The sequence below is a fragment of the Limosilactobacillus mucosae genome, assembly GCF_046939755.1.
GTDB lineage: Bacteria > Bacillota > Bacilli > Lactobacillales > Lactobacillaceae > Limosilactobacillus > Limosilactobacillus mucosae_A.
Window position 1 is genome coordinate 88,592 of the sequence record NZ_JBKZAY010000001.1, and the last position, 26,083, is coordinate 114,674.

Annotated in this window: 24 protein-coding genes; 4 read left to right on the forward strand and 20 right to left on the reverse strand. The window is 47.7% G+C overall.

All coding sequences use genetic code 11. The features are described from left to right. Positions 1-27 precede the first annotated feature (27 nt). Positions 28-1,374 (forward strand): aspartate aminotransferase family protein, encoded by a 1,347-nt coding sequence (locus ACLUWI_RS00500; RefSeq protein WP_412145700.1) that lies wholly within the window; start codon positions 28-30, stop codon positions 1,372-1,374. A 41-nt stretch (positions 1,375-1,415) separates the two neighbouring features. On the opposite strand, the gene ACLUWI_RS00505 is transcribed toward ACLUWI_RS00500, so the two are convergent. The 11 genes from ACLUWI_RS00505 to ACLUWI_RS00555 form a co-directional block, all read right to left on the reverse strand. Then, positions 1,416-1,991 (reverse strand): DJ-1 family glyoxalase III, encoded by a 576-nt coding sequence (locus tag ACLUWI_RS00505; protein WP_412145701.1) that lies wholly within the window; start codon positions 1,989-1,991, stop codon positions 1,416-1,418. A 41-nt stretch (positions 1,992-2,032) separates the two neighbouring features. Continuing rightward, entirely contained in the window at positions 2,033-3,019 is a 987-nt protein-coding gene (locus ACLUWI_RS00510; RefSeq protein ID WP_412145702.1) for an alpha/beta hydrolase fold domain-containing protein, read from the reverse strand. Between the two features lie 76 nt (positions 3,020-3,095). Beyond that, a complete protein-coding gene (locus ACLUWI_RS00515; protein WP_412145703.1) occupies positions 3,096-3,761 on the reverse strand; it encodes a uracil-DNA glycosylase in 666 nt (221 codons plus the stop codon). Positions 3,762-3,827: 66 nt separating this feature from the next. Then, positions 3,828-5,126, reverse strand: a complete 1,299-nt coding sequence (locus tag ACLUWI_RS00520; RefSeq protein WP_412145775.1) for a threonine/serine ThrE exporter family protein — start codon at positions 5,124-5,126, stop codon at positions 3,828-3,830. Between the two features lie 226 nt (positions 5,127-5,352). Continuing rightward, positions 5,353-6,243 carry a LysR family transcriptional regulator gene (locus tag ACLUWI_RS00525; RefSeq protein WP_412145704.1) on the reverse strand — a complete coding sequence of 297 codons (891 nt, stop codon included), beginning with the start codon at positions 6,241-6,243 and terminating at the stop codon, positions 5,353-5,355. A 12-nt stretch (positions 6,244-6,255) separates the two neighbouring features. Then, positions 6,256-7,125 carry a triphosphoribosyl-dephospho-CoA synthase gene (locus ACLUWI_RS00530; protein ID WP_412145705.1) on the reverse strand — a complete coding sequence of 290 codons (870 nt, stop codon included), beginning with the start codon at positions 7,123-7,125 and terminating at the stop codon, positions 6,256-6,258. Between the two features lie 78 nt (positions 7,126-7,203). Continuing rightward, complete coding sequence (citF, locus tag ACLUWI_RS00535; RefSeq protein ID WP_169462062.1) at positions 7,204-8,742, reverse strand: citrate lyase subunit alpha; 1,539 nt, start codon at positions 8,740-8,742, stop codon at positions 7,204-7,206. Continuing rightward, on the reverse strand, positions 8,732-9,646 hold the full coding sequence (gene citE, locus ACLUWI_RS00540) for a citrate (pro-3S)-lyase subunit beta (protein ID WP_270634967.1): 915 nt from the start codon (positions 9,644-9,646) through the stop codon (positions 8,732-8,734). The genes citF and citE overlap by 11 nt, the downstream gene beginning before the upstream one ends. Before the next feature lie 2 nt (positions 9,647-9,648). Continuing rightward, positions 9,649-9,942, reverse strand: coding sequence for a citrate lyase acyl carrier protein (gene citD, locus ACLUWI_RS00545; protein WP_412145706.1), 294 nt, complete (start codon positions 9,940-9,942; stop codon positions 9,649-9,651). Continuing rightward, a complete protein-coding gene (citC, locus tag ACLUWI_RS00550) occupies positions 9,932-10,993 on the reverse strand; it encodes a [citrate (pro-3S)-lyase] ligase (RefSeq protein WP_412145707.1) in 1,062 nt (353 codons plus the stop codon). The genes citD and citC overlap by 11 nt, the downstream gene beginning before the upstream one ends. Before the next feature lie 12 nt (positions 10,994-11,005). Further along, complete coding sequence (locus ACLUWI_RS00555) at positions 11,006-12,169, reverse strand: NADP-dependent malic enzyme (protein ID WP_412145708.1); 1,164 nt, start codon at positions 12,167-12,169, stop codon at positions 11,006-11,008. 177 nt (positions 12,170-12,346) lie between these two features. Here ACLUWI_RS00555 and ACLUWI_RS00560 point away from each other — a divergent pair, with 177 nt between their 5' ends. Continuing rightward, positions 12,347-13,297: a sugar-binding transcriptional regulator gene (locus ACLUWI_RS00560; RefSeq protein WP_412145709.1), complete on the forward strand. Its 951-nt coding sequence runs from the start codon at positions 12,347-12,349 to the stop codon at positions 13,295-13,297. Between the two features lie 33 nt (positions 13,298-13,330). Here ACLUWI_RS00560 and ACLUWI_RS00565 read toward each other — a convergent pair whose 3' ends face one another. The 9 genes from ACLUWI_RS00565 to ACLUWI_RS00605 form a co-directional block, all read right to left on the reverse strand. Further along, entirely contained in the window at positions 13,331-14,116 is a 786-nt protein-coding gene (locus tag ACLUWI_RS00565) for an alpha/beta fold hydrolase (RefSeq protein WP_412145710.1), read from the reverse strand. A 56-nt stretch (positions 14,117-14,172) separates the two neighbouring features. Then, complete coding sequence (locus tag ACLUWI_RS00570) at positions 14,173-15,591, reverse strand: DASS family sodium-coupled anion symporter (RefSeq protein ID WP_412145711.1); 1,419 nt, start codon at positions 15,589-15,591, stop codon at positions 14,173-14,175. A gap of 40 nt (positions 15,592-15,631) precedes the next feature. Further along, the gene (locus tag ACLUWI_RS00575) at positions 15,632-16,552 is read right to left on the reverse strand and encodes an L-lactate dehydrogenase (RefSeq protein ID WP_412145712.1); all 921 of its coding nucleotides are present in this window, start codon (positions 16,550-16,552) and stop codon (positions 15,632-15,634) included. Between the two features lie 195 nt (positions 16,553-16,747). After that, complete coding sequence (locus ACLUWI_RS00580; protein WP_412145713.1) at positions 16,748-18,136, reverse strand: flavocytochrome c; 1,389 nt, start codon at positions 18,134-18,136, stop codon at positions 16,748-16,750. A gap of 16 nt (positions 18,137-18,152) precedes the next feature. Next, positions 18,153-19,550: a class II fumarate hydratase gene (locus ACLUWI_RS00585; RefSeq protein ID WP_109588114.1), complete on the reverse strand. Its 1,398-nt coding sequence runs from the start codon at positions 19,548-19,550 to the stop codon at positions 18,153-18,155. Between the two features lie 331 nt (positions 19,551-19,881). Then, positions 19,882-20,472, reverse strand: a complete 591-nt coding sequence (locus ACLUWI_RS00590; protein ID WP_412145714.1) for a peptidylprolyl isomerase — start codon at positions 20,470-20,472, stop codon at positions 19,882-19,884. Positions 20,473-20,540: 68 nt separating this feature from the next. Further along, positions 20,541-20,735 (reverse strand): hypothetical protein, encoded by a 195-nt coding sequence (locus ACLUWI_RS00595; RefSeq protein WP_412145715.1) that lies wholly within the window; start codon positions 20,733-20,735, stop codon positions 20,541-20,543. 60 nt (positions 20,736-20,795) lie between these two features. After that, positions 20,796-22,730 carry a sucrose-specific PTS transporter subunit IIBC gene (locus tag ACLUWI_RS00600; RefSeq protein ID WP_412145716.1) on the reverse strand — a complete coding sequence of 645 codons (1,935 nt, stop codon included), beginning with the start codon at positions 22,728-22,730 and terminating at the stop codon, positions 20,796-20,798. A 224-nt stretch (positions 22,731-22,954) separates the two neighbouring features. Then, positions 22,955-24,001, reverse strand: coding sequence for a zinc-dependent alcohol dehydrogenase family protein (locus ACLUWI_RS00605; RefSeq protein ID WP_412145717.1), 1,047 nt, complete (start codon positions 23,999-24,001; stop codon positions 22,955-22,957). An 87-nt stretch (positions 24,002-24,088) separates the two neighbouring features. On the opposite strand from ACLUWI_RS00605, the gene ACLUWI_RS00610 reads away from it, so the two are divergent. Further along, entirely contained in the window at positions 24,089-24,535 is a 447-nt protein-coding gene (locus ACLUWI_RS00610; RefSeq protein ID WP_412145718.1) for a GNAT family N-acetyltransferase, read from the forward strand. A gap of 81 nt (positions 24,536-24,616) precedes the next feature. Then, entirely contained in the window at positions 24,617-26,080 is a 1,464-nt protein-coding gene (locus ACLUWI_RS00615) for a sucrose-6-phosphate hydrolase (protein WP_412145719.1), read from the forward strand. Positions 26,081-26,083: the final 3 nt, after the last annotated feature.

Genomic DNA, 26,083 nt, shown 5'->3' on the forward strand with positions numbered 1-26,083 from the left:
AAGCTTTAAAAGGGGGCGGCTGTCAAAATGACAGACAGTAACAACAAGCATCTGCTGGAAGAAGAAGCCAAAGCGTTTGCTTCTTCTGGCCGGATCAACTATTACGATATCGTTATCGATCATGGCAAGGGCGCGGTGATCACCGATGCTGACGGCAATGACTATATTGATCTTTTGGCCAGTGCCAGTTCAACCAATACCGGTCATGCCCACCCTAAAGTCGTCAAGGCAATTCAGGATCAAGCTGCCAAGTTGATCCAGTATACGCCAGCCTACTTTGCCAACACTCAAGAAGCCCGTTTGGCGCCACGTCTGGCAAAACTGGCCCCGATGAGTGGTCCGGTTGAGGTTTCATGGGGACTGTCTGGCTCTGACGCCAATGATGCCATTATCAAGTTTGCGCGGGCCTACACTGGTCGCCAGTATCTGGTAGCCTTTACTGGTGCATATCATGGTTCTACTTATGGTTCCATGTCGCTTTCCAGTATCAGTATGAACATGAGCCGTAAAATGGCACCGCTATTGCCTGGTGTCGTTAAGGTTCCTTTCCCATCACCTTGGGAACGCGAACCTAATGAAAGCGAAGAACACTTCGTTGATCGTTTCTTCCGTGAATTCATGCGGCCATTTGAAACCTACCTGCCAGCTGAAGAAACTGCGGTTATCTTGATGGAAGCCATTCAAGGCGACGGTGGGATTTGCAAGACACCGCCTGCCTTTATGAAGAAGGTCTATGATTTTGCCAAGGCACATGGCATCTTATTCGCCGTTGATGAAATCAACCAAGGCATGGGCCGCACCGGCAAATGGTGGTCAATTCAAAACTTTGACGGGATTGAACCTGATCTGATGTCAGTCGGCAAGTCACTGGCATCCGGCCTGCCTTTAAGTGCCGTTGTTGGGCGCAAAGAAATCATGGAATCGCTTGGCGCGCCAGCACATCTGTTTACGACTGCCGGTAATCCGGTTACGACGGCTGCTGCCAACGCAACGCTAGATGTTTTTGAAGAAGAGCACCTGCTGGAACGTTCAATTAAGCTGGGCCAAAAAGCCAAAGCATTCTTTGAAGCCGAAAAAGAAAAGTTCGACTTCATTGGCGATGTACGAATGTATGGTCTTGACGGTGGGATTGATATCATTGATCCGGCAACTGGTCAAGGCGATACCGATGCCACGGTTAAATTAATGTATCGCATCTTTGAACTGGGTGCGATCATCATCAGTCTGCGCGGCAACATTCTGCGTTTCCAACCGCCTTTGGTAATTACCGAAGAACAGCTTGATCAAGCTTTTGCCATGATTGATCAAGCCTTCAGTGAACTTGCTGCTGGTAAGCTGACGCTGCCGGCTAAGGCTGCTGAAATGGGTTGGTAATAATAAAAAGATCCGGAGAATTAATCTCCGGATCTTTTTTGTTAGATGTTTTCTTTAAGGTAGTCGTACAGCGTATCCTGCTTAATTGCCTTGGTATCAAGTCCTAGTGCCTCAGCAATTGCAAATGCATAGGCCCATGCGGTTGCCGGACCGCGACTAGTAACCAGGTGGCCTGCTTGATCGGTAACCGTGATGTCTTCTTTAAAATGACCGTTTGGCGCCAACGACTGCGTTTCTTTTTCAATTCCTGGATAGCATGTATAGTCATAACCGTCCAACAGACCATAACGAGCCAGAGCAATCGGTGCCGCGCACATTGCAGCACACCATTTGCCAAGCGATTGACGCTTCTGCATGATTGCCATCAACTGATCATTATCGCGTAATGTCTGCGCATTGCCATACCCGCCAGGAAAGGCCACGATATCATAATCCAGCAGCTGATCACTGATTAGCTTGTCAGCCTTAAAATCAATCTGATGAGCACCATGAATTTCAGAGCCTAAAACTCCTACGATATCGCATCGTACCCCCATGCGGCGCAAAACGTCGACCACCGTTAAGCCTTCAATTTCTTCACAGCCATCTGCAAATACTACTGCTGCCGTTTTTGTCATTTTTATCACCTCATAGTTATGATAGTCTGAATAATTCAAGTCTATTGTTGATCAAAATCATGAGCCAGCTGTGCAATTACGTGCTTCGATTCTGGAATTGGATACAGTGGATAGGAATGAAACATCCCACGTCCAATTACGGTATTGGTTTTGACGCCAGCTGCCTTTAACCGCCGCGTAAAGTGAATGGAATCCGGATACATGATCTCATGTGTGCCAATGTAAATTGTAACGTTGCGCAACTGATCCACGGGGCCGTTGAGCGGCGTCAAACGATAGTCACGCGGATCTTCTTGACCAGCCCAAAGTTTTCCTAACGCTCGCAAACCTTTTTGATCAAGCAGCCGATCCTTGGTCGCGTACTTTTTAATCAGAGGATTGCTCAGCTGCAGATCCAGCCATGGTGAAATCAACACCAAATGGCCCGGCTGTGGCAACCCCTGCTGTGCCAGATTCTCACAAAAACCAGTCGCTAGCCCCGCTCCCGACGAGTCACCCATTAAGATAATATTGCTGGCCGGTCGTTTGTCATACAGTTGTTGATAAAGATCAAGCAATTCACGATAGGCATCCTTAAAATTATGATCAGGCGCCAATGGATAATCGGGAACCACGATCTCAGCATCCGTTTTTTTAGCCAACCGATCCAAGAACTGCCAGTGCCCTTTTGACGGCCGCTGAATAAACGCGCCCCCAGCAAGATAAACAATCAGATTGCGTGCTTGCGAATGCTGATTGAGCCAAATCATTGGATAAGGCGTTGTCACCAATTCCACGGGTACGCTAAACTGAACGTCAGTCGGAATCTTCAAAGGCTTTCGATTGGCTTGTCGGCAGTTTTCAACCAATTCTTGACGTTTTTGAGAATCAGTCAAAACCTGCTTGAAGCCTGACAGCTGAATGCTCATCTCGGTTAAAGTCGCTCTTTTGGATCGCGAATGTCCGCAACGTGCCATTTCACGCAGGCTGTTGCCCAAGTTATCGGCCATCGCGGCTAAAATATGATGATCAAAATTTTTTCTATCCATAGACTGAAATTCACTTTCTTATTGTCTTTGCTTTTAATCCTATCACGAATCAGCTGCTAACTTTTATTTGATTTTGTTAAATTTTATCGGTTTCCAACTGATTTAGCTTTTGCGCAACCGTTTCCCAATCATGACGAACGATCGGCTCCAGCTTTCGCGCGTACAAAAAGGCCGCGGGATGATACATTGGAATCACCATGTAACTCTGATTGCTCATGACATAGCCTTGATGATCATTAGCTGCTCTTTGAATCGGACAGTGCAGGATCCGACCATGCAGACTACCGATTTTAGCACTTGGCCCCAACAAGCGCTGTAGACTGGTGTTTCCCAGCGGCATTAAAATCTTCGGTCTCACCTGATCCAACTCCCAGTCAAACAGACGCGCATAGGCATAAACCTCAGCCTTGGTCGGCGTTCGGTTAGGCGTTTTTTCAATGAGTTCACCCGTTTTTTTATCTTTAACCTTTTTGATTGAGTAAGGCCGTTTTCTGACCACGCTGGTAATATAAACGTCTTCTCTGGTCAGGTGAAGATATTCTTCGATCAACTTCATCAGTTCTTTGCCTGATGCGCCAACAAATGGTACACCGGTTTGAGCTTCTTCTCTGCCTGGCGCTTCGCCAATCAGCATAATTTTAGGATGTTCAGGGCCTTGCCCAGCTACAAAACCGGTTAGATGATGACCTTTTAATGAATCCTCAGCCTGTTTTAACAGTGATTGCGGATACTCAATAATCATGCTTTCAACCTCGAATATAAAAAAGATTTCTATTACCAATTATGATAACAGAAATCTTTAACATTACTAACTGGTATGACGCCACTTGGTATCGCCTAAAATCCGTGCTGCAACCAAACCTAATGGCAGGAAAACGATAATCAAAAGTGCTTTGGTAATCCACAAGGCACCAACGCTAATAGAGGTTAGCCCCATATTGTACATAGCGCGATAAAGGTAAAGTCCCGGCACCATAATCACGATTGCCGGCACCGTCAAAGAAATTCTTGGATAACCAACCCAGTCTCGCACAAATGAAGCCAGTAGTCCAGCGGTTAATGCCCCTAAGAACGCGGCCGCCCCCGCTGGCATCACCTTATAGTCAACCAGTTCGAGTCGCAACGTATTGGCAACTGCCCCGATTACACCCGCTGCAGCTGCCATTTTCGGCGTGGAATTAAACATGATTGAAAAGCCAAATACTCCACAAAAACTGGCTGGCAGGCGCAGTAAAAAGAGCATCAGCGGCGAAAGTGCCAAAGGCTCAAAGTTTTCCGGCTTAAGATGAACCATCATGGCAACCAGCCAGCCGACTAAAGTAGCTACCACGATAATCATCACGGCATAGGCCAACCTTTCCAAACCTGAGCGCATATCGAGCTTAGACAGATCCAAGCCGCTAGTAATGAATGGGAAACCAGGAATTACAAACAGCATTGCCCCAATATAGCCGGCTTCATGGCGCGGATTAAGCGAAATCCCCATATTTAAAAGCTTTAGGGCCATCACATAGATAACACAGGCCATGGCTACCGAAGTCGCAAGACAGGCAAACAGAGTCAGCTTACGATCAATCATCTTGCGCCGGATAAAATTACCGATCCCAGCACCAAAGAATGAGCAGATCATTTCGATTGGTCCACCGCCCAACAGAAAAACAAAGGCACTGCAGGCTAAAGCCGCTGCCAGGCCGACTTGCAGCGGCGAATAGTTGCCTTTCATTCGGTGAATGACGTCCAAGCGTTTGTGAATCTCGCCAACGGTCCAGTGATCACCCCGTTGGTCAAACTCTTTGACAAAACTTTCCAACGCATTCAATTTTGTCGTATTGACCCCGGTATTAGGCAATGACAAAGCCTGCGTATAGCTGTTATTGGCGTCCATACAGGTGTATTCGATTGAAACCAGACCAATGTCGGCCGAGCAGGTCATATTAAGCTTTTTAGAGACCACGTTCATCGAGTCGCGTACTCGCCAAGCTCCCGTTCCGCAAGCCAGCATCATGATTCCGATACGCCCAACAATCGTCGAACGCTCGACCAGATTGGCTTTTTGAGCTGGTGTTACATTATCGCTGCTGTAGAAGTCATGCCAGTGAATCGCCATATGTTGACGATAGTTTCCGAGATCCTCATTATTTTTTTGAGGCTGATCTTGTTCGATCGGCAGTTTTCTCATTATTCAAATCGCTCCTTAATCTGACTTTTTAAAAATCGTCAAACTTCTTACCATTATAAAACGATTAATCCCGTCTGTACGAAAAATTTATGTCAAATGCAGAAAGTCAATTCAAAAGGCCCGCCATCCAATTTCGGATACCGAGCCTGATCATTTATTCATCTTCTTTAGCAACCTGACTTAACAGCTTTACAAATTGCTGCTCTTCATCGCTAAGCACGTAGCCATTACGAATCGCCAATGATATATAAAACCATTCTGGCAACGGATCATCAATCTCTAATGGTACGATGCCATTTTCGTTTTTAGCAGCATCCCGAACCATTAGCGCAATCCCAACATTTTCTCTAACCAGTTCCTTAACCCATGAAACATCGGGGACTTTGTAGACTGCTACAGTCGGCTTGATATGCGCATAGGCAAAATAAGAACGCATTGCTGCTACGTGAACGTATTGCTTATCATAAGTAATAAAATGCTGATTGGCGAGCTCTTTAAAACTGATATGTTTTCGCTGCGCCAAAGGATTATTAGCGCTGACCATGATGCTATAAGGCCGCTTGGTTAAAAGCTGAACATAGACCTTTTCTTCATCCAGCGGTGCCACTGAGCCCAGCATGGCCACATCAATCTCACCTTTAAGCAGCTTTGACAGCAGTTCTTGTGACCCAGCCTCATGGATTCGTACTCGGCGCATGATCGAACCAGGCACTTTTTTAGCAATCTTGGCAACCAAAAGCTTACCGATAATCGGTGGCAGGCCAAAACGAATCTGCCGTTCTTGGACCAACTCAATGGAATGATGAGCCAGCGAAATCTGTTCATTGATCGTCTTGGCACTAGCCGCCAAAAGCTGACCGCTGCGCGTAATCAAGTTTTGCCGGTGCGCACGGTCAGTATAGACCAGCTGAGCGTTAAATTCTTTTTCCAATCGTTTAATTGCCTGTGTAACGGTTGGCTGTGAGACCCCAAATTCCTTGGCAACGCGCGTGTAGTTTTTATACTTGACCAATGCTTGAAAATACTGCAGATCCCGCGTATTCATCAAATCATCTCCTCAGATTGCTGCTTCAGGTCGTAGAATTCCCTTGCGCAAGCCAACAAAAATCGTCAATATCAGCAGATCCGCTGAACCGCCCAAGCTATAGTTGTTGAGCAGATATTCTTGATTGAGCTGTGCCAGATAGTCGCGGCCGGCCTGCGTCTGTGTGCCGCCCAGCTCTAAATATCTTTTTGCCTGTTGATGGGCCTCTTTGACAACACCATGACGACCAGCCCGCTTGATCAGATTGGTGTCCTCAGTCCGTGCGACGATATGCATAAACGTATCCAACAAGCGCTGCATCGTCGTCCCTTCGCTTTTTGCTAATGCCGGTACGCCAATCTTCATTACGGTTGGATAGCCGGCCTCGGCCTCACCGCGAATGCCTTTGATGCCATAGCGCAGAAATTCTTTCTCACCGGCCGTCAACTGTGCAACCGGCTTGGCATGCAGCTTTTCAATATCGTAATCACTGGCCGTCAAGCCTTTTAGCATCCGTTTAACGATCGTGGTCAGATCCAACTGGGGATGCTTGATTCGATAGGCCTCGGCACACGTTAGGACACCAAGCGAAAAAACCGCGCCCTTATGCGTATTAACGCCATTGGTTGCCTTAAACATCGTCTTTTCGGCTTCAATACCCAAAGTTCGCAGCTTTTTAAACATAAGCGTCAGATCAGTTGCTGCAAAACTCATTCCCAAATCCACGCTTTGTTCAAAATAATGATGCAAACTAAGCGCACTGTCAATAAATAAAAACACATCCATGTCAGGGTGCGGTCCAGAAGACACTGGGTCCACCAAGCCAGGCTTAGGGTTGACAGAAACCTCGTAAATCATTGCTCGCAGTGCATCGTTAACCAGCTTAGCGCTTGTCTGTTCCATAAATCATATCCTCAATTTCATAAAAAACCGCGACTGAGATTAAAGCAGCCGCGGTTTTAAAATTTCAATCAGTTCAGATTAGTCCTTAACCTGCTTGATCGTATCAATAATCGTTCCGTCACGGTATTCAACCAGCGCCACCGTCCGATCAGTGAATTGCAGTGGTTCTGGCTTGCCAACCTTGGATTCGGCCAGCTTTTGCAGGTCGTGAATGTCGTAAACCGGCAGACCCGGAACGTTGCTCAAAGCTTCTTGCAGATCCTTACGACGAGGGTTGATGGCAATCCCGTATTCAGTAACCAATACGTCAACGGATTCACCTGGCGTAACAACCGTCGTTACGTCTGGTACAACCGTGGCAATCCGGCCACGAACCAATGGAGCTGAGATAATCGTCAGCTTTGAGGTTGCAGCGTCTTGGTGACCACCAATGGCACCACGGATCACACCATCAGAACCAGTCATAACGTTAACGTTGAAGTTAGTGTCGATTTCCAGAGCGGACAAGATGGCAACGTCAAGCTGGTCAACCATGGCACCCTTGTTGTCAGGGTCAGCATACCAAGAAGCATCGATTTCTTGTTGGTTTTGGTTGTTCTTCATAGAAGCAGCCGCGCCCTTATCGAAGTCTTGAACGTCCATAACCTTCTTGACCAGGCCTTCTTCAAGCAGCTTAACCGTTGGCGAAGTAATTCCACCCAGAGCGAATGAAGCCGTGATGCCAGCATCGATCATGGATTGACGCAGGAACCGCGTAACGGCCAGGGCTGCACCACCAGAACCAGTTTGGAATGAGAAGCCATCCTTAAAGTATGGTGAGTTAACGATCACGTCGTTTACCATCGAAGCAATCTTCAATTCCTTAGGGTCCTTAGTGAAACGAGTAGCCCCAGAACCGATCTTGTCAGGGTCACCCACCTTGTCAACCTTAACAACGTAGTCAACCTGCGTCTGCTTGATTGAAGCCGGCGTGTTAGGATAGTCGACAATGTTGTCAGTCAGCAAGACGACCTTGTCAGCATATTGAGCATCCATCAAAGCGTAGCCCAGTGAGCCAAAGACTGCATCACCATTCATACCGTTTGCGTTACCCAGCGCATCTGAGTTTGGTACCCCAAGAAAAGCAACGTCGATCTTGATGTTGCCGTTTTCGATTGAACGAGCCCGGTTACCGTGCGAACGGAAGATAACAGGGTTCTTTAAGCCACCATGAGATACAAAGTCACCCAAAGAGCCACGCATCCCAGAACTGGTAATGTTGGTAATCGTACCGGCCTTGATGGCTTCAATCACTTTATCGTTCATGACACCAGTCAGTGAGGATGGTGCCAGCGTCAAGTCCTTGATCCCCAACTTCAAAATGATGTCCATGACTTGGTTGAAGACAAAGTCACCGTTACGGAAGTGGTGGTGGAAAGAAATCGTCATGCCGTCTTTAACGGTCTTTTTAACAACGTCTTCCAGTGATTCAACAACCTTGTCGTCACCAGTCGTTACGGTAACCTTAGGCGCAACCCGTTGAACTTCGGGATGGCCGATTTCAGTAGTTTCAAATGGCTTGTAGTCGAGCTGCTTCATCAGATCTTCTGGCAGTTCGCGATTTACATTATTTTTCAATGTAGTTTCCCTCCTCGTCAATCAGGTTGGATGCCTTAGCCAGGCGCATCACCCGTTCAGCACGCAGCACAACTGGACGGTCGACCATTTGACCGTTCATGGAAATAACGCCGGAACCCTTGAGTTTGGCTTCCTTAATAGCATTTTCAACGTTCTTGGCGTTTTCGATTTCCTTCTTGGTTGGTTCGTAAACCTTGTTAACCATTGGGATTTGACGTGGGTTAACCAGCGACTTGCCGTCAAAGCCAAGCTGGTGAATGTATTCAGTTTCACGGTAGAAGCCTTCCGTGTCGTTCATGTTGGTGAAGACCGTGTCAAAGGCAGCTACACCAGCCGCCCGGGCAGCATGCAGCACCATGTTGCGGGCAAATTCAAGTTCGGCACCATCTGGGTAGCGGTGCGTCTTCATGTCAGTCGTGTAGTCTTCGGCAGACAGAGCAATCCCCATCATCCGATCAGATGCCGAAGCGATTTGGTAGGCGTTGATGACACCCTTGGCGCTTTCAATAGCAGCCATCAGCATCGTCGAACCTTCCTCACGGCCAAATTCCTTTTCGGCAGCCGTAATATCAGCGTCCAGCTTCTTGATCATTTCAGCGTCTTCAGCTTTTGGCAGCCGCACAACGTCAATACCTGCCTTAACCATGGCCCGCACGTCATTAGCATAGTATGGCGTGTCTTGACCATTGACCCGGACAACCAGTTCCGCATCGCCATAGTCCTGTGTTTGCAAAGCTTCGTAAACCAGGTCACGAGCAGCATCTTTTTCAGCCATTGAAACGGCATCTTCCAAGTCGAACATGATGGAGTCGGCACCATAGATACCAGCATCCTTAACCATTGCTGGGTTGTTGCCAGGTACGAACATCATCGTCCGGCGCAAGCGTTCTTTAATTTCAGCCATGCTTACAATACCTCCCATGCAGGTTCATCAGTCGTCTTGGCAGCACGTTGCGCAGCAGCAATCGTGCGGGCCTTGATCACACAATCCAAGGCACCTTTGTCAACGGCCTTAACCTTAGCGTTTTGAATTCCCATTGCCGTCAGTGTTTCAGTGATGACCTTTTTGATCTGGGTGCCAAACTGCTTGGCAACGTCCGATTCCAAATCAATTACAATGCCATCCGTACCCTTGGACAGCATGATTTGAATATCAGATGATTCCAAGGTACCAGCTACTGCGGTTTCCTTAATTTCCATTGATGTTCATTCCTTCCTTGATCCGCTCTTGAAGTATCGCAACATGGTCTTCAACGAACTTCTGCGTCGTTGCTGGGACGAGCCCCATGATAGCATCGAGATTGTCATCCTTGATGCATTTGCGTACCTCAGTCGCGGTAATATAATTTCCATTAGTTGCCGTCTTGCGCTCGATGATCTTTAACGCAACTTTAGGCGGCAATTCCTGCTGCAAAACTTGATTATAGATTCCAGTCGTTCGTGATAACGGCTCACTGCCAACATAACGCGTCTTTATATTGAGTGCCGGTGCGATCGTGTCGCGAAAAACGCGGGCATCTAAGGTTGTCTGGTAGCGAATCGTCTGGTCGGCTGATTCCAAAAAGTAGGCTGGGAAAGTAGCATAACTGACCATATAATCGCCACCATCAACGACAATGACGTTTTTTAGATCAGCCGTGCCCGCTTTTACCAGTTCAAAGCGTTCACGGGTTTTAAACAGCGACAGATCCGTATTGACTACAAAGACATAGACCAGATCGTTTTCATTAGCAGCCTGCTCAACCAAGTAGCGATGGCCATTGGTAAAGGGGTTGGCATTCATAACGATACCAGCTACTTTTTTAGTCGCTTGTCCGTCCACTTGCGGAACAGCGGCTAAATAATCATCAACGTTCGGATCGCCGGTTTCCAAAAAAGCAGCCACATCCGAATGAGCCAGTTCCTTAAAACCGAGGTGCTGAAAGCTTGCTGAATATTTGGCCTTGGTAAAGACAAATAAATGAAAGCGATGTTCCTGAAAGAGTCGATTCGTCAAAGCACTGACAATGGCATTGAACCTAGCTCCCGGCACGGCTTCTTTGTTGCAGACGCCAATATATTTCAAGACATTGCCGGCCGCTGAACCCGTACCAACCAGCTGGCCTTGTTCGTCAAGCAGTCCCAGAGTAAAATCAATCTTGTCGACCTCAGCATCCGAAAAGTTGTGGATTCCCAATGATTCCAAAAACTGCTGCCATTTCTGCCGCGTAGCACGATCACTCAGATGCAGATCAACGATTTGATTTTCCATGGAACGACTCCTTTACTTTTGTTGGCTGGCGTAGTCTTCAACCGCTTTTGCTACGGTTGGGACAACGCGCTCATCAAAGACGCTGGGAACGATATTTTCAGCAGTTGGTTGCTCAACCACGCTGGCCAGTGCCTGAGCAACCGTTTTTTGCAGATCCATGTCAACCTTTTTCAGGCCGCTAGCCAATAAGCCTTTAAACAGTCCCGGAAAAGCCAGGATATTATTGACCTGATTAGGGTATTGACTGGATCCGGTAGCAATCACTGCTGCCCCAGCTTCCTTAGCTTTTTCGGGTGTGATTTCCTGATGCGGATTTGCCAAAGCAAAGATGATTGGCTGCTCATTCATCTGTTTGACATCATGACGATTGATCACATTACCGGTTGAAAGTCCGATAAAAGCATCCTGTCCCTTGATGGCATCATGAATATTTTGATTTTCCATGCTTTGCGGCGTTCCCAGCTTAGCGGCAAACACCCGCTGATAATCATTGGCGCGGTAGTCTTCACTGGTAATGACGCCGTGAACGTCGACCAGCGTTAAGTGTTTGATCCCGGCCGCATACAACAGGCGTGCCGTTGCCAGTCCAGAGGCCCCAACACCGTTGATTACAATCCGCAGATCGGTCAGCTTTTTGCCAACAACCTTGGCAGCATTGATCAAACCGGCTAAAACCACAATCGCACTGCCTTCTTGATCATCATGGTAGACCGGAATGTTCAACTCTTCACTCAAGGCATTCTCGATTTCAAAACAGCGTGGCGCGGCAATGTCTTCTAGGTGAATGCCGGCAAACGATAGTGAGATGTTTTTGATCGTCTTGATGATTTCTTGCGGGCTGACTTGATCAACTGCCAATGGAATTGCGTTGATGTTAGCCAGATCCTTATATAATAAGGCCTTCCCTTCAATTACCGGCAGACCGGCAGCTGGGCCGACGTTGCCAAGTCCCAGTACGGCAGTCCCATCAGTAATCAAGGCAACCAATTTGCCACTGACCGTAAACTTGTCTTTAAGTTCTGGCTTTTCAGCAATCATTCTCGATAAGACCGCAACTCCGGGCGTATAAGCCTTTTGCAGATCAGCACGATCCTCAATATCAAACTCTGACTTAATGTTCAGCATCCCAGTATGGGCTTGGTGCAGGCGAAGAATAGCATCTTCTTCTGAAGTCATCTAATCATCCCTTCAAGTTATCAAATTCTCAAACTCATCTAAATTTCAAATCTCTCGCTAGTAATTTTACACTCTCTTTTTAACTTTTTCAAATAGTTATAATATTTTTTCAAAATTAAAAAAGTTTGATATTATTAAAAGGGACTCATATCGATTTTAGAAAGAAGGCTCATTTGTATGAATGACATCACTCAACAAGGTCAACTGGCTGATATTGCCCGCGACTATTATCTTGGCCAGCTGACTATCACTCAGCTATCGGAAAAATACCAGCTGAGCCGTTATTTGATCACTAAAGCACTAAATGAGGCGCGGTCGGCCGGCATCGTTAGAATCACCATCAATTCGCCAATTGATCGCAACACTGAATTAGAAACACGTTTTGCCGAACTCTTCCCCCACACCAACACGATGATCATCAAAGACGCAGCCACCACCAATGCTGATATCGAAAACATCATTGACTTTGCTGCAGCCGAGATTCAGCGCCATATTAAAGGCAGCAAGATCGTTGGCGTCAGCTGGGGCGGAACCTTGATGAACATCATCAACCGTTTCCAAACCGATGTCCGCGATGATCTGACCTTTACTCAATTCATGGGCGACAACCTCAAGTACAGCTCAGCGATCGGTGCAACGCCATTGGTTCAGCGCGCCGCCGCCAAATATGGATCCAGCTACCTGACCATTCCCGCCCCACTGTATATTCTCAACGATACCGTCAGAGAACAGCTTAAAGGCGAGCCGGCCATCGCCAACGTTTTTGAGCAGTGCGGCAAGATGGATATGCTTTTTACCGGTATTGGTACAATTGACTCGGTCAACAGCATCCGTATCTGGCATCAAAGTATTAACGAAATTTTTGAAAACGTTAATCGCCAAGAAATCGTCGGCATGCTTTATGGTCGACCGTATAGTATTGCTGGCCAGATTTTGACGCCAAAAAGTGACAAGCTTTTCGGTGCCTCTGTAGCCGCGCTTTTAGAGGTACCTTGCCGAATCGGGGTCGTAAAGAGCAAGTTCAAAGCCCGCGCCATGCTGGGAGCCTTACGCGGCAGTCTCCTAACTGACATTATTACCAATGAAGCCGTAGCCAACCGTGTCTTACTGGAATTGGACAACAACTGATTTCTATGCGTCGTCTGCTGCAGACGGCATTTGCTATTGGACGCGTTTAACGAATCGCGCCAAAATCTCGTTAAAAGCAGTCGGTTGTTCTGCCATCACAGCGTGCCCGGCATTAGCAACGACCTGTGTCTGAGCTTTTTCATTTAAGATTTGGATTGCTTGCAGAAAATCAGGATTAAAGTAAGGCGACTTTTCACCGGCAACCGCCAAAAACGGCACTGGCATTAAAGCAACGATGTCACGCCAGTCTTGAAAGGCATGGTCAATTGCAAAATTGTAATTGGCATTCTCGTCATACGGGTGCTGTGCATTGGCCTGCCGAACAGCTGCTACCGTGGCTTCATCAATTTCAACTGCCGTAGCGCGACCCAGCGGCATTTTCATCGCTGCTGGGAATTCATCCCATGATAAATTTTTAAAACCATAATGCCATGTCTCATCATTAATCATCTTAGGGCTTTGATCAATGTCTACCAATCCATCCAACTGACCGCGCCCAAATAACGAGACATAGCCAAACATCGTTGAAGCGCCCATTGAATGCCCCACTGCCAGACAATGCTCAATCGACAGACTCTTCAGCAATTCGTAAACGTCAATCGCATGCCGCGAGATCCGCGCTCCCTTAAAGGTATGTTCAGAAGCCCCCTGATTACGGGCGTCAAACGTAACTACTCGATAGCCGTTTTGCAATAGAAATGCCTTGGTGGGCCGCCAAATCTCCTTACACATGCCCAAGCCGCTAACCAGCAGAATTGGATAGCCTGAACCCTCATCCTCATAATCCAGACGTACGTGATCTGTTGTAATAAATTTCATAATCTTTCCTTTCGATGTAAAAAAAGCGACCCAGACCGGATCGCTTTTTTGCATGTCTACCACATGCCGATAACTTTCATCCAAAGCGGTGCCACCGTCAAGAAGACTACCAAGTAAAGCAGTCCCAAGACAAAGCTCATCCGCCACCATTCACCTTGTTTGACATAGCCAGAGCTTGCCAAAATGGAAGCAGGACCGTTGGCATAGTGAGTCGTCGAGGCCATGATTGCCGAACAGAATGCCAGTGACATTGCTGCCAGCATAGCTGGAGCCCCAGCAGAAACCGCAACACCGACAAATGGCGCGTAAAGAGCCGTAACGTGCGCCGTGGCACTGGCAAACAGGTAGTGAGCATAGAAGTAGATAACCATCAGAATTGCCAACACTGCAACCCAGTTCATACCATGCAGACCACTGGCAATCGATTTTGACAGCCACTTGATCAGGCCCATTTCAGAAAGCTCGCCGGCCATGAAGACCAGAATTGAAAGCCAGATCAAAACATTCCAAGCGCCAGTTTCACTCAACAGATCCTTCGTAGTCAGCACCCCAAAGATCAGCAACAAGCAGATTGCCAAAAAGGCAACGAATGAAGCTTCAATGCCAAGGACATTGGACATCATCCACAAAATAATCGTTAAGATGAAAACACCAGCCATAACCTTTTCAGAAACCTTCATTGGTCCCATTTCGCGCAGGCTCTTGTCAGCCCATTCACGGGCATTAGGCGTTTCCTTGATCTCAGGCGGATACATCTTGTAGATGACATATGGCACCAAGATAAACAGCAGCAAACAAGGGACAACACTAGCCGTAAACCAGCCCAGCCAGGTAATGTGAATCTTCATCGTTTTAGCCAGGGCAACGATAACCAGGTTAGGTGCCAAAGCCGTCATAAACATAGCCGAAGTGATGATGTTGCTGTTAAATTCAGAGAACGTCAGAAAAGCCCCGATTTTTTTACGTGAATCGTCATTTGGCTCGGAACCAAACGTCTTGGCCAGTGATTCAACCAGCGGGTAAACGATCCCACCGGCACGAGCCGTATTGGAAGGCGTAGCTGGCGCCGTGATCAGATCAATTCCCCCAACGGCATAAGCCAGACCAAGCGTCTTTTTACCAAAGGCCTTGATCAAATACAAGGCAATTCGGTGACCCAGACCAGTCTTGATGATGCCCCGCGCCAACATAAAGGCCATGGCGATCAGCCAAGAAGAAGAGTTGCTGAAGGCCATCAAAGCATCATCCATTGGCACCAGTTTCGTCATGACTACTACCGTAAAGCCAATCAGCGTTACCGCAGCAATTGGCAGCGGCTGCGTAATGCAGGCAGCAATCGTTGCAATAAAGATCGCCATCATGTGCCAAGCGGCAACTGAAACGCCGGCTGGCCGAACTGGAGCCGTAAACCAGATCAGCAGCCCGATAATTAATGGAGCAATAAAGCCCTTATACTTAACTTTTGCTAAACCCATTGTGATATTTCCTCCAAAAAGGTTGTCTCAAAATCCTAATCTAAAGCTCAACGCCATCCAAAACTTCTTTCATCTTGGCGGCGGAGTGCTGCATTGCCGCTACCTCGCGTTTTGAAAGCGGCGTTTCAATGACATAGCGAATTCCAGTCCGGTTAACGGAAGCAGGCGTTCCCAGATACAGATCCTTGATGCCATACTGACCATTCAAAGGAGCCGATAGAGGCAAAACGATTGAACGGTTGAAGATGATGGCCTCACAAATCAAAGACAGACAGCGGGCAACGCCGTAGTAGGTAGCACCTTTGGAACGAATGATCGCGCCACCTTTTTTCTTGACCCCGGACTGCATTTCTGCAAGCTCTTCATCGCTGACATCAGCAAACTCTTTTAAAGGCTTGCCGGCAATCGTTGCTTCATCAAAGTTGGCAAACGACGTATCACCATGCTCGCCTAAAACGTCAACGCTGATTTCGCGTACCGGCACATGGCAGCGTTTGGCAAGTGCCACGCGCAGCCGAGCCGTATCAAGCGAGGTCCCCGTACCAATGACCCGGTTCTTGGGAAAACCAGAGATCCGCTGTGTCAGCGTCGTCAAAATATCAACTGGGTTGGAAGCAACGACAAAGATTCCCTTAAAGCCGCTGTTAACAATTGGGTCGATGATCGTCTTTAAAATGCCAACGTTTTTGTTGACCAGATCTAAACGACTCTCTCCTGGCTTGCGCGGAATACCCGCCGTGATGACTACAACATCGGTGTCGGCAGCATCTTCATACTTGCCGCTGCGAACCACCGTCGTACCATCAAACATGGCCAGGTCTTCCAGATCCATTGCATCGCCAGCCGCTTTTTGCGTCTTACGATCAACAATGATCAATTCATCTAAACTAACGTGTTGCAGTAAATCGTTGGCAAAAGCAGAACCAACTGCACCGTCGCCAACCAGCATAACTTTTGACATATCTGATTTTCCTCTCTACTCGTCTGAAAAAGGCTGTTTAGACACTTTTTCAAAAATTTTCTAACAAAATTCAGTATTGTACACGCTTCTTGTGATAATTTCAACAAAATAATGGCTAAGAATACGACAGGGCAAAATCCCTAACCCTGCCGTATTCAAATATTTAGACCCGCGTACGCTATTGAAGGCAGAAAATTAATGTTCGCGAGCGTAAACCGTTACTTGTTGACCGGCTTGACGACCAAAGATGATCGTTTCAGCAATTGAGTTACCGCCGACCCGGTTGTTGCCGTGCAGACCGCCGGAAACCTCACCGGCTGCGTACAGACCAGGAATCACGTCACCATTGCCGTCAAGAACCTGCGTCTTGGTGTTGATGTGAATTCCACCCATCGTGTAGTGGATGGCTGGAGCAATGTGAATGGCAAAGTAGCCTGGCTTGGACAGATCGCGATCCATTCCCGTCGTCCGGCCAAATTCTTTGTCGTCACCAGCTTGAACAGCCTGGTTCCAAGTTTCAACCGTATTCTTAAGCACCGCCGGATCCATCTTCAGGTTCTTGGCCAGGTCTTCAACCGTGTCACCATGAACAACCAAGCCAACCTTGTCGTAGAACTCAATAGCCTTGGCATGGTCACGCACGCCTTGGTCAAAAATCAAGTAGGCGCTGTGTTCTGGCAAGGCGGTAATCGTTTCGGAGACGATCTTGCGCGTGTTCAGTTCGTTGACGAAACGCTTGCCTTGGAAGTTGACCAAGATGGCCCCTTCACCACGAACGGCTTCGCCAATCAGGTAGACGTGTGGATTGTCTTGTTGAACGGTTGGGTGAACTTGAACAAAATTCATCTGCGTCAATTGAGCGCCAACCTCTTCAGCCAGCTTTAAGCCGTCACCAGTTGCCCCAGGCTGGTTGGTCGTCTTATAGTCGGCCAGATCTGGACGATAGCGCTTGATGTATTCCTTAGAGGCACCAAAGCCACCGGTTGCCAGCAGCACGGCCTTAGCATTGATCTGCTTTGGCTGACCATCAACGCTGGCTACGACCCCGGCAACTGCGCCTTGGTCGTTTTTAACCAGCTTTTCAACCTTAACCTTGTTAAAGACGGGGATGTTTTCTTTAGCAGCGACATCCAGCAGACTCTTGACCAGAAAACCACCAATTGGAGCCATTGAAGCTGGACGGTGGGTCCGCTTCTTGGACATCCCACCGGTAATCGTAACGTCTTCCAGCTTGATGCCATGATCGGCCAGCCAGTCGATTGCCAGTGGTGAGTGAACAACGAAGAAACCAAGCATGTCCTTGTCGTTGAGCTTACCGCCGTCTTTGTAGGTTTCACGGTAGAAGTCATTGATGTTGTCAATAATGCCATGCTTGAGTTGAACGTTGGTTTCAGCAGCGTTCATCCCAGAAGAGGCCCGGTTGGTGTTACCACCAAGCTGTTCTTCTTTTTCCAGCACGGCAACGTTCATCCCCAGTTCATGAGCTTGAATTGCGGCCGCCAGACCGGTACCACCAGAACCAACGATTACCGCATCATAGCTGTCTGCCAGCTGACTGACTGGCGTGGTTTGAAATTGTGCCATTTTGCAGCTCCTTTAATTAGTCTTCATAGTCATGACGATCAGCGTTAGTCATCTTCAGCGGATCCATCCATTCGTCATATTGTTCTTCAGTAACCTTGCCAGACTTCAGGGCAGCTTCTTTCAGCGTGCTGCCAGCCTTGTCAGCAGCTTGAGCAATCTTGGCACTGTCATGGTAGCCAATGTGTGGGGAAAGTGCCGTAACCGTCATCAGTGAGTTGTCCAGCAGTTCCTTCATCCGCTTTTCGTTGACCGTCAAGCCATGAATCATCTTGTCAGCAAAGCCCATCGTCGTACCCGTCAGCAGGTCGGCCGATTCCAGGAAGGCATCAATCATAACCGGCTTAAAGACGTTCATTTCAAAGTTACCCTGCGAGGAGGCAGTTGAAACGACTACATCATTGCCGAAGACCCGCAAAGCAGCCATCGTAACGGCTTCAGCTTGAGTTGGGTTAACCTTACCAGGCATGATTGAAGAGCCTGGTTCGTTAGCTGGGATGTGCAGTTCACCATAGCCGGCCCGTGGACCAGAAGCCAGGAAACGGATGTCTTGAGCGATCTTAAACATGTCGGCAGCCAGCGTCTTCAAAGCACCATGAACCACATTGAGGCCAGAGTGGTGTGACAGGCCATAGAACTTGTTGCTCTTGGCAGTCAGCTTCAGACCGTATGCTTGGCTGAGCTTTTCGGCGATCTTTTCAGGCATGCCTTCAGCAGCGTTCAGACCAGTACCAACAGCCGTCCCACCAATTGCCAGTTCTTCCAGCGTTGGTTCAAGCTGTTCGATGTACTTAAGGTCGTGTTCAAGTGCAGATACGTAGCCGGATACTTCTTGACCAAAAGTCAATGGAACGGCATCCTGCAGGTGGGTCCGGCCAACCTTAACCGTTTCCCAGTACTTGTCTTGCTTGATCTTCAATTCATCGATCAAGTGTTGTACGGCTGGCTTCAGCTTGTCCAGTGCTTCTAAGGCAACGACGTTCATAGCAGTTGGGAACGTGTCGTTTGAGCTTTGGCCCTTGTTAACATCATCGTTAGGCAGGATTTCAACGTCTGGGTTGATCTGCATTGCCTTATGAGCTACGACTTCGTTAGTGTTCATGTTGGTCTGCGTACCGGAACCGGTTTGGTAGACCTTCAATGGGAAGTCCTTGCGCAGATCTTCATCGCTCAAAGCCAGCAGTTCATCAACGGCTTTAACGATCAGGTTACCCTTTTCTTCAGAAATCGCGTTGGTTTCCATGTTAGCTTGAGCAGCTGCCTTCTTAATGTTCAGCAGTGCACGAATAATAGCGATTGGCATGTATTGGCCAGTTGGGAAGTTGTGACGGCTCCGTTCAGTTTGAGGACCCCACAAAGCATCGGCAGGGATTTGAACTGGACCTAGAGTATCTTCTTCAGTACGAAATTCTGGCATATTAAAACCTCCAATTGAATTCAACATGCGATATAAACAAAGTGATGTAAGCGTTGTTGCTTTTTTACGATTCCAACTTTACTCTGCATAATTAGATATAGTCAAAACAAATAGAGCTTATAAGAATTCCTTATAATCCCCCATTAAAAAGCCTTTCCTAAGCTGTTTTATTCTTTTTGAAACTTTTGCACAATCTTTAATTAATTTCAAAAAAATCTAAAAATTTTTCGCTTGATTGATCAATTAGGCATTTTTAGTTTAACAGTCAATTAGCAGCAAAAAAAATACTGCTAATCAGCTCTAGAAAGCCGTTAGCAGTATCGTAGTCATATTATTCTTCAGTAATTTCAACCGTTGTCATTACAACGTCTTCTTTCGGCTTGTCAGCAGCATCACGAGCTACCCGGCTGATCTCATCAACCACGTCCATGCCGCTGACTACCTGGCCAAAGACGGTATGATGTCCATCAAGCCAAGGCGTGCCACCATTCTTTTCGTAATTGGCTACGACTTCGGCTGGCCAGCCCAGCTGCTTCATTTGACCAATCATATTATCAGGCACCTGCGTAGCACTGACGATAAAGAATTGGCTGCCGTTGGTATTAGGGCCGGCATTGGCCATTGACAGCGCCCCATTGAAGTTAAAAAGCTCACGACTGAATTCATCTTCAAACGGTGCGCCAAAGCTGCTTTGACCGCCAGCCCCAGTCCCGGTTGGATCACCGCCTTGAATCATAAATTCTGGAATCACCCGGTGGAACGTTACTCCGTCATAGTAGCCTTGCTTGGCCAACGTAATGAAATTCTCAACCGTCTTGGGCGCCTGATCTGGAAACAGCTGAATGGTTACGTCACCATGGTTGGTCTTGATGGTTGCTTTAGGTCCCTTGGCATCTGCCAGATTCAATTGTGGATAGGTCATGTTTTCCTCCTGCTAATATAGAAAATCGTATTATACCTAATTCTATCATTATTTTAGATTAACACGATCTAATATTGATCAACGTTTTTACCACGATGAAAAATGATGATCGCTTCTTGATGAGAATCAGACGCCTGACTAGCCGCAGAACTCAGAATTCCCCGCCTTGCTCCGATTTTTTGATGTAAGTCAGCCCGCTGAATAATGTTATACCAGCCCAGAAATTCTCGACCGCTACCTATATCACTATCGTTGCCAATCAAATCAAAAACCGCCCGATTCCCATCGAGCGGTCTTATCATTAATGCAAAGATATTTAGTCGTTATTTGGCAACCTCAATCAGCTTTTCGCCATGCTTGATGTCGCCTTCTGCAACGTGTTCAACCTTGGCATAGCTGGCCGTGTTGGTTACGACGACCATTACCGTAGTATCATAGCCCGCTGCTTCAACGGCCTTGAGGTCAACCGTTCCCAGCTTGTCACCGCGCTTAACGGTTTGGCCCTGCTCAACCGCGCTGGTAAAATGTTCGCCCTTCAGGTTAACCGTGTCCAAACCAACGTGAATCAGAATTTCGGCCCCATCATCAGATGTAATGCCATATGCGTGCTTAGTAGCATAGGCAACGGTAATCTTACCATCAACCGGTGAGTAGATGGTGCCATCGCTTGGTACGACAGCCGCGCCATCACCCATCATCTTTTGTGAAAAGACCTCATCTTTAACCTTGGACAGATCTTCCACCTTGCCGTCAACTGGACTCAGCACGTCTTCACTCTTAACGGCACCAGCAGGCTCAGCAGCCGTTGCCTCAGCCTGAACCTCAACAGCCTTAGCTTCAGCATCAGCATCAGCCTCAGTAACTGGATCAACCAGGTTATGGTGCGCCTTGCCATAGAAGAACGTGACACAGAATGCAATGGCAAAGCTGACCAGCTCACAAAGAATGTAAAGCGGAATCGACTTGGCATTAATTGAAAGGAAGCCAATGAAACCAGCCGAACCGAGCGATACGGCAATAACGTGGAACATACCAGCCAATGCACTGGCAACACACGAACCAATCAAAGCACAGAAGAATGGGAACTTCAATTTCAGGTTAACCCCGAAGATTGCCGGCTCAGTAATCCCCAACAAGGCCGAAACCGCAGCTGAACTGGAAAGCCCCTTCATCTTCTTGTTCTTGGTCAGGAAGTAGACCGCCGTCGTCGCAGCCCCTTGTGCAACGTTAGCCATCGAGGCAACGACAAAGATAAAGTCGCCATAGCCAGTACCTGACTTAAAGGCTGAAATCAATTGCGTTTCGATGGCTGGGAAGCTTTGGTGCAGCCCCGTCAAAACAATTGGTGAGTAGAAGGCACCAAAGATACCGGTTCCGACCCAGCCAAGCGTGTTGTAGATCCAAACAATCGCAGCCGTGATCCAGTCGGAAAGATCCCGCATAACTGGACCCACGATGGTAAACGTCAGAAAACCAGTCAGCAGAATCGACAGCAGTGGCGTAAACGTGAAGTCAACCGCACTTGGCAATTTCTTATGGAACCACTTTTCAAAGATCGACAGCAGCCAAACTGCAGCCAATGCCGGAATAACTTGTCCCGTGTACGGCTGCATTGAAACGTGCAGTCCAAAGACGTTCCAGAAATGACCTGCCTGCAGCAGCGGCGAGGTCATCATCATACCAACAACCGCACCCAGGAATGGGTTAGCACCAAACCGCTTAGCACCAGAAATCCCAACCAGAATTGGCAGGAACGTAAATGGTGCTGCCGACATTACATTGACCATTGACTCAATGCCCTTGAGCGAAGGGTACATCTGAATGACTGACTTGGGCCCAAACAGACCAGGTGAAGCCAGCACGTTGTCCAAAGCCATCAAAAGACCGCCGGCAACCAAAGCTGGAATCAACGGTACGAAGATGTCAGACAACAGCTTGATGAACGCCATCACTGGATTCGTCTTTTGGTTCTTAGCTGCGACCTGTTTCAGATCATCGGTTGACATTTCCTTTAAACCGGTAATCTTAACCATTTCATCATAGACATTGTTGACATCACCAGGGCCGATGATGATCTGGTATTGACCATTCGTTTCGAACGTTCCTTTGATGTCAGCATCATTATCCAACATTTTTTGATTGATCTTGGAATCATCCTTGACCACCAAACGAAGCCGCGTGGCACAGTGTGCAGCAGCCACGATATTATCTTTGCCCACCGCTTTGACAACGGTTTGGGCGACTCGTTTATGATCCATAATTGCTCTCCCCAGATAAATAATTGCATTGCTAACCAAATAAAATAAATAAACGTTAAAATCTGTAAGCGCTTTTACTGTTACTTATCATACCTTTTTTTTGCAGAATGTCAATCGTTTAACATTTATTTTTACTAATAAAATGACAATGGGTTGACATATAATCCCGCTTTAAAGGCATTTTAACCCTTTATTAAGGTTAAAATTTTTTAACCATTCTCGAATCATTCTCGTGTCCCAACTCGCAATACACAGGCACCGTCAATATCGCCGCGCTTGACCCGCCGCAGCGCCTCATCGGCTTGGGTCAATGGATATTCGGTAATGCTGGGGCAGATATCTAAACGATCAGCCAGCGTCAAAAATTCTTCACCATCACGCCGCGTATTGCTCTCAACGCTGGTCAGTATTTTTTCATGGAAGAGATGCTCCTGGTAGGTCATTTGCGGCACATCGCTCATATGAATGCCTGCCAAAGCCAGCGTCCCCCCTGGCACCAGATTTTCCAGTGCATTGGGAATCATCTGGCCAGCTGGTGCAAACATGATTGCCGAATCAAGCGGTACCGGCGCCTGATCATAGGCACCCTGCGCGGAGGCACATCCCAGCTGGCGAGCGAATTGCTGCGCGTCTTTTCCTCTTGTAAAGACGTGAACCTCAATTCCTTGTTTAATCGCAATCTGCGCCGTGATATGAGCTGAACCGCCGAAACCATACAGCCCCAAGCGACCACCAGCCGGCACGTTGGCACGTCGATAGGCTCGATAGCCAATAATACCGGCACAGAGCAACGGGGCCGCCGTCAGATCATCAAAACGCTCGGGAATTCGATAGGCAAATCCTTCTGGTACCGTGACATATTCAGCGTAGCCGCCATCATGATCCCAGCCGGTATAAACTGAATGAGGACAAAGATTTTCACGCCCCGAACGACAAAAGCGGCAGACTCCGCAAGCATGCCGAAACCAGGGAATCCCGATGCGTTCACCAAGCTTAAACCGCTGCGTAGCTTCCCCAAATGCCACGACTTGACCAACAATTTCATGGCCGGGCGTCACATTGGGCTGATGGACTGGCAGATCGCCTTCACTGACATGCAGATCAGTATGACAGACACCACAAGCCAACACTTTAACCAGAACCTCACCGCGTTTGGGCTTTGGTACTGGTTTTAAAACAAACTCAAGTGGTGATTTTTCGCCATCAATTGGGCCAGGTTCAACGACTGACCAAGCATGCATCATTGTTGGAAGCTTTTCTTTTTTCTCCATGTTGCCACCTCGCTTGCTAAAAAACTATACTAAGACTACAAGTAAATGATAACGCTAATTCAAATTGACATTACAGGAGGTTTTATCATGATTGACGTAAAGCAAACCAATGAACTGACACCCCAAGAGCTGGTTACGATCTTTAAAGAGCGGACGCGCGTATTTGTCGTTGAACAGACCTGTTACTATCAAGAAGTCGATGATGAAGACTACCAATGCTTTCACGTCCGAATTCTAAACGATCAGACCAATGAACTGATGGCCTACGCGCGCATCATGCCCAAAAAGGACTATGTGACGTTTGGCCGCGTGCTGGTCGTTGAAAAATTCCGTAAGCAGGGACTGGGCAACCAATTGCTCAAGGCCGTCTTAGACTATATCTCAACCCATTTTCCTGATCTCAATGTTGAGATTGAAGCGCAGGCCTATCTAACCAAGTTTTATGGCAGCTTTGGCTTTAAGCAGACGTCTGAGGTCTATTTATTGGACAACATTCCGCACTGCAAGATGAAACTAGCCGCGACCGTTGATTGATAAACGTTTGACATCAAAGCAGCGACTCCTTAAAATTAGAATATAAAACAGCGCTTTCAAATTGACAGAGGGGTTGAAATTATGGAATGGACTCGCGAGCAACGCTACTTACCTTATGAAAAGCACAGCGCCTTGGAATTGCTAAAGCTGCAGACCCAAGCTGCAAATTCGCCTTATCAGATGCATTATCACATCCGGCCAAGTTCTGGGCTGCTGAATGATCCGAACGGCTTTTCTTATTACAACAACGAATGGCACGTTTTTTTTCAGTCGTTCCCATTTGGTGCCGCTCATGGTCTGAAGTCATGGATGCATATGACTTCACCGGACCTGGTACATTGGCAGAATCACGGTCTGGCTCTGGCCCCGGATACTGAATATGACAGCCACGGCGCTTATTCTGGCTCAGCACGCGTAATTGACGATCAGCTTTTCTTAATGTACACCGGCAATCATCGGGATGCTGACTGGCACAGAACGCCTTATCAGCTGGGAGCCTGGATGGACAAGCAGAATCACGTAACCAAGCTGCCCCAGCCGTTGTTTGTCAATCCCAAGCATATCAGCGAGCATTTTAGGGACCCACAGCTTTTGAAACATAACGGCAGATACTACGCCATCATTGGCGCGCAGGAAAAGGCAACTCAAGAAGGGCATATTGATTTATGGGCCAGCGATGAGCTTACGACTGGCTGGCAAGAAGTCGGTTATGTTGATTGTATGTCAGATTCAATGGGCTATATGTGCGAATGTCCCAATCTGATCGACGTTGACGGCCATCCCGTTTTGATTTTTTGTCCGCAAGGCTTGGATAAAAAGGTGGCCGATTATGAAAACATCTACCCAAACATGTATCTGATCGGTGACGATTTCGATTATGAAAAGGCCAAACTGATCAACAGCTCACGGATTCCAGTTAACCTGGATGATGGCTTTGACGTCTATGCCACGCAGGCCTTCAACGCACCAGATGGACAAGCGTATGCCATCAGCTGGGTAGGCTTGCCGGATCTTTCATACCCAACCGATGATGAAAACTGGGCCAACTGCCTGAGTCAGGTCAAGGAACTGCACTATTGTAACGGTCGCCTGATTCAAACCCCTGTTGTGGCAATGAAAGAGTTGCGCGGTCAGGCTGAATCGTTCAATGGCAATGTCAGTCATATCAAGACTGGTCGGCAGTTCGAAATGGCAGTCGATATTGCTGCCGATCAAGCCGGGACACTCTTTTTAGCAGCTTCCCAGGATCTTTCTGCCGGTTTACAGGTGCGTTTTGACACACAGACTGGTAAACTAAGCGTAGATCGCAGTCATGCCGGCCAACCCGTCGCTCCTGACTTTGGTACGGTAAGAAGCGTAAAGCTGCCAGCCGACCAGCCTTTAAAGCTTGACGTTTTTATCGATCATTCGTTAGCCGAGATCTTCGTCAATGATGGCGAGCACGTCTTGACTCTGCGCTTCTTTAATGATCCTTGTCAGGTCTGGGCAGGCTTTAATGAGCGGATCAATGCTCATGGAACGGTATGGCAGCTGAAAAACATGTGAAGG

Coding starts and splice junctions, on each gene's coding strand:
- ACLUWI_RS00615 (WP_412145719.1), top strand. CDS start 24,617: ATGGAATGGACTCGCGAGCAACGCTACTTACCTTATGAAAAGCACAGC.
- ACLUWI_RS00590 (WP_412145714.1), bottom strand. CDS start 20,472: ATGACCTATCCACAATTGAATCTGGCAGATGCCAAGGGACCTAAAGCA.
- ACLUWI_RS00525 (WP_412145704.1), bottom strand. CDS start 6,243: ATGAATACGCGGGATCTGCAGTATTTTCAAGCATTGGTCAAGTATAAA.
- ACLUWI_RS00515 (WP_412145703.1), bottom strand. CDS start 3,761: ATGATTATTGAGTATCCGCAATCACTGTTAAAACAGGCTGAGGATTCA.
- ACLUWI_RS00510 (WP_412145702.1), bottom strand. CDS start 3,019: ATGGATAGAAAAAATTTTGATCATCATATTTTAGCCGCGATGGCCGAT.
- citE (WP_270634967.1), bottom strand. CDS start 9,646: ATGGCTGAAATTAAAGAACGCTTGCGCCGGACGATGATGTTCGTACCT.
- ACLUWI_RS00585 (WP_109588114.1), bottom strand. CDS start 19,550: ATGCCAGAATTTCGTACTGAAGAAGATACTCTAGGTCCAGTTCAAATC.
- ACLUWI_RS00600 (WP_412145716.1), bottom strand. CDS start 22,730: ATGGATCATAAACGAGTCGCCCAAACCGTTGTCAAAGCGGTGGGCAAA.
- ACLUWI_RS00520 (WP_412145775.1), bottom strand. CDS start 5,126: ATGGCGATTCACTGGCATGACTTCTACAGCAGCGATAATGTAACACCA.
- ACLUWI_RS00530 (WP_412145705.1), bottom strand. CDS start 7,125: ATGGAACAGACAAGCGCTAAGCTGGTTAACGATGCACTGCGAGCAATG.
- ACLUWI_RS00605 (WP_412145717.1), bottom strand. CDS start 24,001: ATGGAGAAAAAAGAAAAGCTTCCAACAATGATGCATGCTTGGTCAGTC.
- ACLUWI_RS00610 (WP_412145718.1), top strand. CDS start 24,089: ATGATTGACGTAAAGCAAACCAATGAACTGACACCCCAAGAGCTGGTT.
- ACLUWI_RS00505 (WP_412145701.1), bottom strand. CDS start 1,991: ATGACAAAAACGGCAGCAGTAGTATTTGCAGATGGCTGTGAAGAAATT.
- ACLUWI_RS00565 (WP_412145710.1), bottom strand. CDS start 14,116: ATGAAATTTATTACAACAGATCACGTACGTCTGGATTATGAGGATGAG.
- citC (WP_412145707.1), bottom strand. CDS start 10,993: ATGGAAAATCAAATCGTTGATCTGCATCTGAGTGATCGTGCTACGCGG.
- ACLUWI_RS00575 (WP_412145712.1), bottom strand. CDS start 16,552: ATGTCAAAAGTTATGCTGGTTGGCGACGGTGCAGTTGGTTCTGCTTTT.
- ACLUWI_RS00500 (WP_412145700.1), top strand. CDS start 28: ATGACAGACAGTAACAACAAGCATCTGCTGGAAGAAGAAGCCAAAGCG.
- ACLUWI_RS00560 (WP_412145709.1), top strand. CDS start 12,347: ATGAATGACATCACTCAACAAGGTCAACTGGCTGATATTGCCCGCGAC.
- ACLUWI_RS00555 (WP_412145708.1), bottom strand. CDS start 12,169: ATGACTTCAGAAGAAGATGCTATTCTTCGCCTGCACCAAGCCCATACT.
- ACLUWI_RS00580 (WP_412145713.1), bottom strand. CDS start 18,136: ATGGCACAATTTCAAACCACGCCAGTCAGTCAGCTGGCAGACAGCTAT.
- citD (WP_412145706.1), bottom strand. CDS start 9,942: ATGGAAATTAAGGAAACCGCAGTAGCTGGTACCTTGGAATCATCTGAT.
- ACLUWI_RS00570 (WP_412145711.1), bottom strand. CDS start 15,591: ATGGGTTTAGCAAAAGTTAAGTATAAGGGCTTTATTGCTCCATTAATT.